Origin of the sequence: Hydrogenophaga intermedia, from assembly GCF_000723405.1 — a bacterium.
GTDB lineage: Bacteria > Pseudomonadota > Gammaproteobacteria > Burkholderiales > Burkholderiaceae_C > Hydrogenophaga > Hydrogenophaga intermedia.
On sequence record NZ_CCAE010000091.1, the window covers coordinates 1 to 11,608 of the forward strand.

Here is an 11,608-nt window from a genome sequence, read left to right on the forward strand (position 1 = left end):
CCACCAAGAGTTGAAGTGGACTCGAGGCTCCTATGAACCGCCTCGGCTTTCAAGATGGGCTGACTGGACGCTCACACGCCATGCGCTGCCAGGGCAGCTACGAGTCGTTTGGCGACGGATTTAGATTCACCGGGCTTGCTCAGGTCGACCGCGCGGCAAATGTTCTGCGAAGCGATGTCGGACAGAGCAGCACCACGTGCCGCGACGAATTCACGCAGGCGTGCAGCTTGGTCATGAAGGGGAAGAGTCGAAACAATTGAAGCCATGGGCTTCCTCCGTAGGTTGAACCTGCGGAACTCGCGATTGGCGTTGCGCGTTGCCGTGCGAGTCCGCAGTGGACCTCACGGTAGGGAGCACTCACGGCCGCCCGAGCGGCGGCTGTCGTTCGCTGGATTTTTCCGTGCCGCTTTCGCGGTGCGCAACTGAAAGGACCCAGGGTGCCCTGCAGGAAATTGGGCCACGATTGGCGGACGCGTGTCAAGAGGCCGTGGCAAACTGTTGGACTTCGCAGCGTAGAACGCTCCGTTCATGCGCGGACTACTTACCGGCAAGCGCCAGTCTCAACCCCGAGCGAGTGGTCTGAGTCAACCGAAGCAGCCTCCGGCACTCTCGGGGCGGTTCAGATTCGTGCTTCACGCCGGCGTGATGCAGGGCTTCAGCCTTCATCAGCAGAGTCGTCCTCGTGCTCGGAGGCGGACTGAGGTCGAAGTGCTTGCTCAATGCTCCTGGCGTAGTCGGTCCAATTCGTCATGTCGGCCTCGGTGCTGCCAAAGCCTTTGAGACTGTTGAGGCCACGCAGAAGCCATGGCAGGAAGTTGCCTACAACACCGTCAACCAATGAAACAAACTCTTCGAACTGCGTCTCAACAGAATCTTCGCTCGCCTTTGATTTTTTCCTTGCCGGAAGTCGTTCAAAGGTGGCACGAAAGTCGACGCCATCCATAAGGTCCGTCAGCAAACCCGGAACGTCCGATGCGCGTACCGGATTTCTGTGCTTTGTGCCGCTGTAGATTTTCCTGAGTTTTTCGTTGGCTTGCTCGGGGATGTCATGGAAACGTTCAAGTAGGCGGGCGTACAACTTGGGACCGCTGCCAAAATTTTCACTCTCCAGAAAGGCAACCATCGAGCGGCAAGTGGAAGGAGAGAAGCCCGAGAGGTTTGCCGCTTTCCCCAGTGGAGTCAAACGCACTGGACTGTTTGCTACGGCAAGTGGACCTCCTGGACGATTGTGGTCCAGGATGGCATCCAGCTCTTCCTTCAGAATCTTCTGGAGCCATTCTTCTCCTCCACTATGCGCAGCAAAGGATGCGTCTTTGAACGTCTCGACTATGTTTTTGGCACTTGGGTTCTCGCCGATGCATGCGAGCAGCTGGGCGCTGAATGCCGCAGCAAGTAGCTCTTGACTGTTCTCAGGGACTGCGTCCCATGCTTCATTTATGGTCGACTCGAGAGGTGCGGAGCTGAACATCACCCTCTCCAGCCGTTTCGATGAATTCAGAGAAAGACGCTCCGAGGGTGGCCCCATTAAGTTCTCAAACAAGACTGTGTCCCCCTCAGAAAATGCGCCAGCTCTTCCACAGCGGCCGGCGATGTTCCGAAAGGTCATCGACTTCATCGGTGTGCCTTGGTCCGCCATACTGGACAGCCAGTGTGCAACGATAGTCCATCGAAAGGGCAGGTCTGCACCTTCGGCGAGCGTTGTTGTGGCGCAAACTACCTTCAGCAGCCTGCGGCGGGTGAGGTCCTCAATGTCGCGTCGGACATCGAATGGAAGTGCGGCGTTGTGATACGCGATGCCACGGCGAAGGTAGTCACAGAGATTCTCCAACCAGACGTGGCGCGCTTGGATTTCATCGGCAACTGACCGAAGATGCTCGCTGTGGATGTCATCCGATGCATTCCAAAGTACACGAGCGAGTAGTCGCGAATCAACTTTGCGCGGACAAACTACCAAACCGGGCGCGCCCAGGCGTTTAAGCAAATCCATCGAGATTGCGGCTACATTGCTCGCTGAACTCGCTTCATTCACTTTTGCGAATCGGCCCCTCTTGATGACTCCTGGCAGGTGAAGTTGTGTCGACTCTGAGATTTGCGCGTTTGGTCGCACGTCTGAGGGACGCAGCGCATCGTTTCCATGCAGCCAGTAGAGGTGACCATCAGCTCTGCAGATTGCCAGTCGCCGAGCCGTTGGTCGCCAGCCAATCTCGTGCAGGTTTTTGGGCTCTATCGCCAGCCAGTTGCACACCCTTTCTGGCTCTGAGAGAACAGCTGAAAGTCCCACGAGGCGTAGCTTTTTGTTCTTCTCTTGCAGAAGTCGAAGTCGCGACACAATACCTTCGACCCGAGCTCCCCGAGTACCGTTTTCGATGATGTGCAGCTCGTCCAGAATGACGGTTCTAAGCCTAGCGACGTCATCGCTGCTACGCAACCAAGCATCAAAGCGCTCAGGGGTTGCTACGATGAGTTCAGTGTCTTCGAACGCACTAGGCATCTCAAGTTGAAATCCGCCGAACATCGAAACAATAGGGAGACGGCCCTTCACGTTATCGTTGAGCGACGTCTTCACCTGCTCACCAATGGCAACGTAGGGTGCCACGTAGACGCATAAGTCTCCCTTTTTCAGCGCAGCGACCATGCAGGCTTGCGCCACAAAGGTCTTGCCAGTACTAGTGGGTAGAGTTAGAAGCGTGTTGCCGGAGCGCTTGGCGATGCGGCGGTCAATGAGGAGCTGTCGCTGTGGGGGCAGCAAAGTCACCGTCCCAGAGTCAACCGAGTTCCGAACGAACCACTGTGGAATCTCAGGTGCTGCCTCGAGGAGTGTGACTGTTGCAAGTCGCATTGCTTGACGTGCTGCCATCTCAGCGTTTAGAACGAGCGCGCCATCCGCCACACCGCCTTTCATGGCGGCCTCAATCATTCTCCTTAGCGCCCGTTCGAAAGCTGACTGTCTTTTCGCAGCATCATCGCTGGTTAAGGCTACTTGCCAGTCGACCAAGAACCTGCGCACTCCGGAGGTTTGCCTAGCGAGCCTCACCTCGCAGGCGCCCCTTGGGTCGCAAATGAAGGCAATCATCATGCGTGCTTCGCTCACGTCGAACTCATCAGCATCGATTTCAGCAAGCACTGCACGGGCGCTTGGGAAATTGCCTACCATTGCAAAGGCTAGAGCGGCGTAGCGTAGCAAGCTGTCGATTTCATTTTTTACATCTTCCCTCTCGGCGACGTCATTACTCAGTTCATCTTCGACTTCCCTTCTTCGGTACTGAGCGGTCGACTGCAAAATTCGAGCGGCGGCGACGAGAGGGGCGGCTACTTTTTCGTCTTCGAGACTTTCAAGCTCCTCATCGGATTCAAGCGTCTGGAAGGCCGACATGCACTTCAGCGCTGTCGCAACGTCGAGGGCATCCGCCGTGTCAGCGACAGGCGGAACTTGCCGCGCTTTAGCGGCGGCAGCCGCAGCGCTTGACAAAAAATCCACGTTGCTGGGAAGGTGGTTCATGGTACGAAGTCAGTCAACTTGGCAAGGTGACTCAAGCAGTCATCTAAGCGACGTAGAGCGATGCTTTGCGACTCAATGTTGCGAGCGGGCCAGCCTTGAGAGCTGATTGCATCCGACACAGCTCCCAGCGTTTGTATCGGGTCGCCGTACCGGCGGTCATGCACCAGTGTAGGTAGAAGCTTTATTCGCGCGCAGTCCGAGGCTAGCGGTCTGTACAAGTCATCAACCCGGTCGAGGAGGGCCTTGTCAAGCTTATGCTCATACTTGAGCTTTGTCTTCAACCACTTGACTCGGGCTCCCAGTGAAGTATCGGGATTGGTTTGGTCAAGGAGTTTTTCGTAGTCGGCAATCAATGCGCTCGCATAGTTGAGCGTAACCTGCCCAGTGGTCTTGACTTCTAGGATGTAGAGGCAGTCGTTGGCCACATCTCCTTGCGGGTCGAGATGGATGATGGTGATGTCCAAGCCTGGGTGAGTTCCTGCACTCAATGGAACTAAAGCACTTCCGAGCGCGAACGTAAAGCCTTGTCCAGAAAACCTGTCGTTCAGGGCGACCAGGAATGCGATGTACTCGCCCAGATTCCCCCGCTTGCCTTGCGTTGATGCGGTAGTCGCGCTTCCTTGATGGGCAATCTCCTTTAGTTCTTTTAGGAGCCATGCATATAGGGCCGCGCAATCCGGACGACCAACGAAACGATGCACACGTCTGCCGCTAGCTGACTGGTGCGTTGTCTTTGAGAATGACACGAATAGAGAGCTATTGAAGTGCTTTGACGGCACTGTCTTTTCGGACAGTGCCTCCCTTCAAAAATTCTAGCCTGCCGGTGACACGTTCTGTTACGGCCGCCCGCAGCGCGTCAGTGCTTCGGTTCCTGTGCAAAGGTGACACCATGTGTGGGCAAACCGAACGACTCTATTTCGTGTGCTCGAGAAACCCCTTTGAAATCAACGGTGCGACCTGGAGCCGCTTCGGCGACGGCGTTTTGGCCGCGTCGGAGGTGCTCTCGAGCCAACTCGTGTCTCATGTGGACAGTGTGTTGTCTTCATCGGATGGATGGCCGGGAAATCCTTTGAGAATCAACAGCTTAGATGGGAAGGCGAACGACTCTTTTATCGAGTCTTGAGCAGAAACTGGTCTGAAAGCGAACGACTTTCGGCCCGAAATTCAAAGCGAACGACTCATTTCGAGGCGAACGACTCTTTTATCGCAACCCAATCGAGCGCGAGGACTGGGCGCTGTTCCGCGACACCGGGGTGGCCCACCTCATGGCCATCAGCGGTTTGCACGTGACCTTGTTTGCCTGGCTTGCCACGGCCCTCATCGCCTGGGCCTGGCGCCACGCCACGCCGCGCTGGCCGGCCCTGGCCCTGCGCTGGTCCCGGCCTGTGGTGGCGGGTTGGGGCGGCGTGGCCTGCGCCGCGGTTTACGCGGTGTTCTCGGGTTGGGGCGTCCCCTCGCAGCGCACGGTGCTGATGCTCGCGGTGGTGGTGGGGCTGCGCCTGTCGGTGCGGCGCTGGCCCTGGCCAGCGGTGTGGCTGCTGGTCATGGCCGCCGTGCTGGTGCTGGACCCGTGGGCCCTGCTGTCGGCCGGCTTCTGGCTCAGCTTCGTGGCAGTGGGCATCATGTTCGCGGCCGAGCCGGCGCGTGCCGAGTCCTCGGGCGGTTTCGCGGCGCGCGGGGCGCAGGCCTTCGGGCGCCTGCTGCGCGAACAAGCGCTCATGACGGTGGCGCTGGCGCCGCTCACGCTGCTGCTGTTCGGCCAGGTATCGGTGGTGGGGCTGGTGGCCAACCTGGTCGCCATTCCCTGGGTCACGCTGCTGGTGACGCCGCTGGCCTTGCTGGGTGTGCTGGTGCCGCCGCTGTGGCACCTGGGTGCCTGGGCGGTGGACGCGCTGGTGCCCGTGCTGCAGTGGCTGGCTGCCTGGCCCGGCGCCGTGCTGCTGCGCCCGGTGGCGCCGCTGCCGCTGTCCCTGGTGGCGGTGGCGGGTGGCGTGCTGGTGTCGCTGCGCCTGCCCGCCGTGGCGCGCGCCGCGGGCGCCCTGCTGGTGTTGCCGGCGCTGCTGTGGGCGCCGCCGCGTCCGCCCGAGGGTGAATTCGAACTGACGGCGCTGGACGTGGGGCAGGGCGGCGCCGCGCTCGTGCGCACGGCGCATCACGCCCTGCTCTATGACACCGGCCCGCGCTGGAACCCCGAGGCCGACGCGGGCGAGCGCATCGTGCTGCCCTTGCTGCGGGCCCTGGGCGAGCGGCACGACACCGTGGTGGTGAGCCACCGCGACAGCGACCACTCCGGTGGGGCCGAGGCCGTGCGCGCCGCGTTCCCCGAGGCGCGCTGGCTGTCGTCCTACGACGGAGATCCTGCGCGCCGCTGCCAGGCCGGTCAGCGCTGGACCTGGGACGGCGTGGCCTTCGAGGTGCTGCACCCCGGGCCCGAGGACTGGGCCGACGCAGGTTTGTCCACCAACGCCATGTCCTGCGTGCTGCGCGTGGTGGGGCGGCAAGGTGCCAGCGCCTGGCTGTCGGGCGACATCCCGGCGGCACAGGAGGTTCGATTGGCGTTGGCCCGCCCACGTGAATGGGCGACGCTGCTGCTGGCGCCGCACCACGGCAGCGCCAGTTCATCGAGCCCGGTGCTGCTCAACACCCTGCAACCTCGCTGGGTGGTGGTGCAGTCGGGCTACCGCAACCGCTTCGGCCATCCGGCCCCTGCCGTGACCGCCCGGTACGACGAACGCGGCATCGCCTGGGTGGACTCGCCGCGTTGCGGGGCGGCGACGTGGCGCAGCGATCAACCGATCGAGCTGCGCTGTGAACGCGAGCGGCGTCGCCGATACTGGCACCACAAGATCACGGAATCGCTTGGCCCGGTCCTTGCTATCCTGCCGGGAGGAGAACGCACACCATGAGCCGACCCATGTTCGACGAGATGCATGCCTCAGCCGGGGACCTGCGCGAGCACTACCGCAACTACGCTCGCTGGCTCGCGGAGCAGCCCGACGACGCCATGGCGGCGCGGCGCGAGGAGGCGGAAATGATCTTCCGCCGCGTGGGCATCACCTTCGCGGTCTATGGCGCCAAGGACGAGGAGGGTGCCGGCACGGAGCGGCTCATCCCCTTCGACCTGATCCCGCGCATCATTCCCGCGCACGAATGGCACAGCATGGAAGAAGGCCTGGTGCAGCGCGTGACCGCGCTCAACCGCTTCATCCACGACGTCTACCACGAGCAGGAAATCATCAAGGCCGGCGTCATCCCCGCCGACCAGATCTTCCAGAACGCGCAGTTCCGCCCCGAAATGATGGGTGTGGACGTGCCGCACCAGATCTACTCGCACATCGCCGGCATCGACATCGTGCGCGCCCCCAACGCCGACGGCGAAGGCGAGTACTACGTGCTCGAAGACAACCTGCGCGTGCCCAGCGGCGTGAGCTACATGCTCGAAGACCGCAAGATGATGATGCGTCTGTTCCCCGAGCTCTTCGGCGAGAACCGCGTGGCGCCCGTGGCGCACTACCCCGACCTGCTGCTGGAAACCCTGCGCGCCGTGAGCCCGGCCACCACGGCCGAGCCTACCGTCGTGGTGCTCACACCCGGCATGTACAACAGCGCCTACTTCGAACACGCCTTCCTGGCGCAGCAGATGGGCGTGGAGCTTGTCGAAGGCCAGGACCTGTTCGTCAAGGACAACTTCGTCTACATGCGCACCACGCGCGGCCCCAAGCGGGTGGACGTCATTTACCGCCGCGTGGACGACGACTTCCTTGATCCGCTGGTGTTCCGGCCCACGTCCACGTTGGGTTGCGCCGGACTGCTGGGCGTGTACCGCAGCGGCAACGTGAGCATCTGCAACGGTGTCGGCACCGGTGTGGCGGACGACAAGTCCATCTACCCCTACGTGCCCAAGATGATCGAGTTCTACCTCGGCCAGAAGCCCATCCTGAGCAACGTGCCCACCTTCATGGGCCGCAACCCGGAAGACCTCAAGTACATGCTCGCCCACATGCACGAGCTGGTGGTGAAGGAGGTGCACGGCGCGGGCGGCTACGGCATGCTGGTCGGGCCGGCGTCCACCAAAGCCGAGATCGAGGAGTTCCGTCAGGCCGTGATCGCCAAGCCCGACGGCTACATCGCGCAGCCCACGCTGTCGCTGTCCACCTGCCCCACCTACGTCAAGAGCGGCGTCGCGCCGCGCCACATTGACCTGCGGCCCTTCGTGCTCTCGGGCAAGGAGGTGCAGATGGTGCCGGGTGGCCTCACGCGCGTGGCGCTCAAGGCAGGCTCGCTGGTGGTCAACTCGTCGCAAGGTGGTGGCACCAAAGACACCTGGGTGCTGGAAGACTGACACAGCGGAAACAGGAGACGAACAACATGCTGTCGCGCACCGCCGATCACCTCTTCTGGATGTCCCGCTACACCGAGCGCGCGGAGAACACCGCCCGCATGCTCGACGTCAACTACCAGACCTCGCTGCTGCCGCAATCGGCCGCCGTGGCTCAGGTGGGCTGGGAAGGCCTGCTCACCATCAGCGAACTGCTGCCCGCCTACCGCGCCAAGTACGGCGAGGCCATCACGCCGCGCAACGTGCTCGACTTCATGGTGCGCGACGAAAACAACCCGTCCAGCATCGTCTCCTGCCTCAAGGCCGCGCGCGAGAACGCACGCGCCGTGCGCGGCGCGCTCACCACCGAGCTGTGGGAAATGCAGAACCAGACCTGGCTGGAGCTCAACCGCGCCCTGCAGGGCAAGGCCTTCGAGCGCGACCCGGGGCAGTTCTTCGAATGGGTCAAGTTCCGCTCGCACCTCTCACGCGGCGTCGCCATCGGCACCATGCTGCAGGACGAGGCCTTCCACTTCTACCGCATGGGCACTTTCCTGGAACGCTCGGACAACACCGCGCGCCTGCTGGATGTGAAGTTCCACGCCGTGCACAGCGACTTCTTCGGCGCCGCGAGCGAGCTCGATCAGGAATACGACTTCTACCACTGGAGCGCGATCCTGCGCAGCGTGAGCGGCTTCGAGGTCTACCGCAAGGTCTACCGCGACGTCATCACGCCCGAGCGCGTGGCCGAGCTGCTCATCCTGCGCGCCGACATGCCGCGCAGCCTGGCCGCCAGCCTGAACGAGGTGGTGAACAACCTGAGCGTGGTGGCCAACGACCACAGCGGCGAAACCCTGCGCCGCGCGGGCAAGCTCAAGGCCGAACTGCAGTACGGCCGCATCGACGAGATTCTGGCCACCGGCCTGCACGCCTACCTCACGCAGTTCCTGGACCGCGTGAACGAGCTGGGCTGGCGGATCAGCCAGGACTTTCTGGTGCCGGCGGGGTGAGGCGGAATCAGGCGGCGGCCGGGACCAGGGCGTAGCTGCAGGTCAGGGGTTTCGAGACTTGGACTTGACCCTTGCCGATCTCGAGTTCGACGCCGAACCAGGCGCCGCTTTTCACCATATCGAGGGCGGTCGTATTGCCAGTGGCCGGGTCGAGGGCGAGCACCGGACTCAGTTCCTGCTCGCAGCGAACGAACAACCGCCCTTCTGGCCCACGACGCACGGTGAACGTGGTCTTTGGCTGCCCCACGAGGTTGACAGGCGTGCCATCCGGCAAGCGGATCGGACTGTCCTGAGGTGACGATTGCGTTGCGATGACACCGGCCCAGAGGCCCTGATGCGCCACCTGGGACAACAGCAGCAGTTCGTCCGCACTCAGTTCTGCATTGGTGCGCAACTGATCGATCCGGAATGCCTCGGTGTTGCCGAACAATGGCTCGGAGTAGTCGTTCGGATACTCGATGACATAGTTGGACCGTTTCAGGTCGACGTACATGGCTTCGCTTACGCCTGAACTGCCCTTCTGGCCCACTGGCGTAAAGCCAGGGGCCGGCTTCGCCAGCATGGCGTCGAGGTTGCGCTGGAAAGCGGCTTTCGGCGCGTCATAAACGACGCCCATCTCGCCCGAAGGGAACACCCTCACCCCGGTGAGTTTGCTCAAGACTTCGAAAGTGGCCTCGTCCAGTGGTTGATCGTCTGTCGGCTCCGTGCTGGTTGACTTCACCCGCCGGTCCAGTTCGGTGATCAGCGTCTCCAACGCCATGCCCATTTTCCGGATGCGGTCCCCTTTCGGATCGGGCATGTCTTCCAGCGTAAAGCCGATCTGCTGCAACAGCGAAGCCAGCTCCGCGAACCGGGGTGCGCGCAGGCTGGCGTGCAAACGCGCGAGTTCTTTCTCGTCCAGCCGATCCAGGGCGCTCTTGATCAGGTGATTCTGAAAGGCGGTATAGCCTTCGGCCCCCTTCTTCCACTGGGGATTGCCGAATGCCGCGTTGGTTTCGAGCGCAGCCGGGGTTGCGTCGATGGCGTGTGCGAGCCACTCCAGCGCTTTCGGCATTTGCCCAAGGCTGAGGTGATTGCAGGCCTCAAGCAGGTAGTTGCCTGGCGTCACCAAGCTTTCCCTTTTCCCCTTCCGGATCTCCGCCGAGAGCAAGTCAAGGCAATCGCCTTCGATGCCCAGGGAGCGCAAGGCGGTCGAGAAGTCCACGAGCTGCTCGGGCGTGAGCCTGCCAAGTTGGGCTTGCAGTTGCTCAGGTTGAAGGCGGGTGAGCTGGGCGAGAGCTTGTGAGACCTGGTCTTCAAGTGGCCGGTCGCCGGGCAGCTTGTGTTGTGCGGTGTGCTCCTGCAGGGCCGGCCACTGACGGGCCAGGCGCGTCACGTGGTCGGAGAAGCGAGGCAGATCGGCCGATGGATTCGTGGTGCCGACCGCTTCGCAATGGTCCGCCACGGCCTGCTTCAGATCCCTCCACTGCTGTGCGATGGTGTCCTTGAGCAGTGCGTCGACCGATCCCGTGTCATTGAACATGGGCTTCTTGTTCTTGTCGGACGCGAGCAGCTCGCTCTGGGTGGCGCTGGGCAAGGCCTTGAACAAGGCGCGCATCGATTCGCGCGGCAGGCCGTCTTTCGGCTGCAGGTCGCCCCTTTTCAGCAGCTCGTTCAGGATTTCCTTGACCAGGGCGTAGGGACGAGACTTCGCGGCCTCGGAGCCATCCAGAGGCACGCCGAGATTGGTCAACGCACGTTCGGCCGCGCGCAGGGCCACGTCGAACTGATCGGCGGCTGCCTTGGGTCCGTGTGGGCTTGCCTGCAAAGTCGCCTTGCAGGCTTCGAGCACAGCACGCGACGCCTGCTCTCGAACCACCTGCCGACGGATGCCTGTGAGGGTTCCGAGCACCTGAAGGCTGTCCTTGCTGTCCGATGCGGCGCTGGCCTCGATTGCCTTGTCCAGCCGGGTGGTGAGCGTCTGCAGGTCCTGAAGGCTCATGTGCTCGATGTGAACCTTGGCGCGGATGTCCATCAGACCGGCCAGCGCGACGTTCTCATCCTTGTCTGTGTGAAAGACGTGGTCGGTCGACGCTGAGAACTGCTGGATGGTCCCGGCCATCGTGGGCACATCCGTGGCGCCATCCAGTACATGGGCCAATAACTTCACCATCTCCTTGTCCGCGGCCTTGAGGCTGCCCACGCGGTCGCTGGCGCGCGGGCTGTTCGGTCTGAGGACATCAACAATCCGCGTTCCCAAGCTGCTGGCCGCGTGCTTGATGCGCTGAAACGGGGTGCGCGGCTCGAGTGGGGGCACCCACTGGTACTTTTGCCGGGAGTGGCGGGCAAAGGGTTGGTTGAGTGCGATGGGCGTCTGATTGGCCTGGCCGACTTTGTTGGGCATACGGGATCCTGGGTCTGGGTTCAGACGGCCAGGAAGGGGCCGCCGGTGGCGGGCGCCGCGTTCCTGGAATGGGTAGACGCTTCTTCAGCGGTCTGGAGGTCGGCGAATCGCTCTCGCCAGCCCAGCGCGGCGTCGATGAAGCGCTGCAGGCGCGCCAGGATCAATTCGCTTGTCCAGCCGTGGTTGCCGATGTCCGTGCACAGAACGATCTCATCGAACTCGGCGTCGATGGCCAGCGTGGCGCCGCCCGTGTGGGCACCAAACAGATTGGCGGTGAGCAACTGCTCGAAGGTGCGCTCGCGGTCGCTGGTGGGCACGGGGTGTTGATTTCCACGTAAATCTGACCCCTCTGAGCTGAGTTTTTTCATCCAACTTTGACCCCTTGAGTAAGGTCTTCT

8 protein-coding genes are annotated in these 11,608 nt (G+C 62.1%); 3 read left to right on the top strand and 5 right to left on the bottom strand.

Going from position 1 to position 11,608, the window contains the following annotated elements; all coding sequences use genetic code 11:
- Positions 1–71: 71 nt before the first annotated feature.
- The 3 genes from BN948_RS26865 to BN948_RS25940 form a co-directional block, all read right to left on the bottom strand.
- Positions 72–266, bottom strand: a complete 195-nt coding sequence (locus tag BN948_RS26865) for a hypothetical protein (RefSeq protein WP_138820341.1) — start codon at positions 264–266, stop codon at positions 72–74.
- Between the two features lie 389 nt (positions 267–655).
- A complete protein-coding gene (locus BN948_RS26410) occupies positions 656–3,499 on the bottom strand; it encodes a DEAD/DEAH box helicase (RefSeq protein WP_081922063.1) in 2,844 nt (947 codons plus the stop codon).
- Positions 3,496–3,963 carry a hypothetical protein gene (locus tag BN948_RS25940; RefSeq protein WP_051756385.1) on the bottom strand — a complete coding sequence of 156 codons (468 nt, stop codon included), beginning with the start codon at positions 3,961–3,963 and terminating at the stop codon, positions 3,496–3,498. Before BN948_RS25940 ends, BN948_RS26410 begins: the two co-directional genes overlap by 4 nt.
- A 750-nt stretch (positions 3,964–4,713) precedes the next feature.
- Between BN948_RS25940 and BN948_RS24845 the strand changes: the two genes are divergently transcribed.
- The 3 genes from BN948_RS24845 to BN948_RS24855 are packed head-to-tail and all read left to right on the top strand — an operon-like array spanning position 4,714 to position 8,827.
- Complete coding sequence (locus tag BN948_RS24845; protein WP_081922064.1) at positions 4,714–6,405, top strand: DNA internalization-related competence protein ComEC/Rec2; 1,692 nt, start codon at positions 4,714–4,716, stop codon at positions 6,403–6,405.
- A complete protein-coding gene (locus tag BN948_RS24850) occupies positions 6,402–7,841 on the top strand; it encodes a circularly permuted type 2 ATP-grasp protein (protein ID WP_035624667.1) in 1,440 nt (479 codons plus the stop codon). The genes BN948_RS24845 and BN948_RS24850 overlap by 4 nt, the downstream gene beginning before the upstream one ends.
- 26 nt (positions 7,842–7,867) lie before the next feature.
- Positions 7,868–8,827, top strand: a complete 960-nt coding sequence (locus BN948_RS24855) for an alpha-E domain-containing protein (RefSeq protein WP_009516325.1) — start codon at positions 7,868–7,870, stop codon at positions 8,825–8,827.
- A 7-nt stretch (positions 8,828–8,834) separates the two neighbouring features.
- Here BN948_RS24855 and BN948_RS24860 read toward each other — a convergent pair whose 3' ends face one another.
- Both BN948_RS24860 and BN948_RS24865 read right to left on the bottom strand, forming a co-directional pair.
- Complete coding sequence (locus BN948_RS24860; RefSeq protein WP_035624672.1) at positions 8,835–11,210, bottom strand: hypothetical protein; 2,376 nt, start codon at positions 11,208–11,210, stop codon at positions 8,835–8,837.
- A 20-nt stretch (positions 11,211–11,230) separates the two neighbouring features.
- Positions 11,231–11,527: a type III secretion system chaperone gene (locus tag BN948_RS24865; protein WP_035624674.1), complete on the bottom strand. Its 297-nt coding sequence runs from the start codon at positions 11,525–11,527 to the stop codon at positions 11,231–11,233.
- Between the last annotated feature and the right edge of the window lie 81 nt (positions 11,528–11,608).

Coding starts and splice junctions, on each gene's coding strand:
- BN948_RS26410 (WP_081922063.1), bottom strand. CDS start 3,499: ATGAACCACCTTCCCAGCAACGTGGATTTTTTGTCAAGCGCTGCGGCT.
- BN948_RS24855 (WP_009516325.1), top strand. CDS start 7,868: ATGCTGTCGCGCACCGCCGATCACCTCTTCTGGATGTCCCGCTACACC.
- BN948_RS26865 (WP_138820341.1), bottom strand. CDS start 266: ATGGCTTCAATTGTTTCGACTCTTCCCCTTCATGACCAAGCTGCACGC.
- BN948_RS24850 (WP_035624667.1), top strand. CDS start 6,402: ATGAGCCGACCCATGTTCGACGAGATGCATGCCTCAGCCGGGGACCTG.
- BN948_RS24860 (WP_035624672.1), bottom strand. CDS start 11,210: ATGCCCAACAAAGTCGGCCAGGCCAATCAGACGCCCATCGCACTCAAC.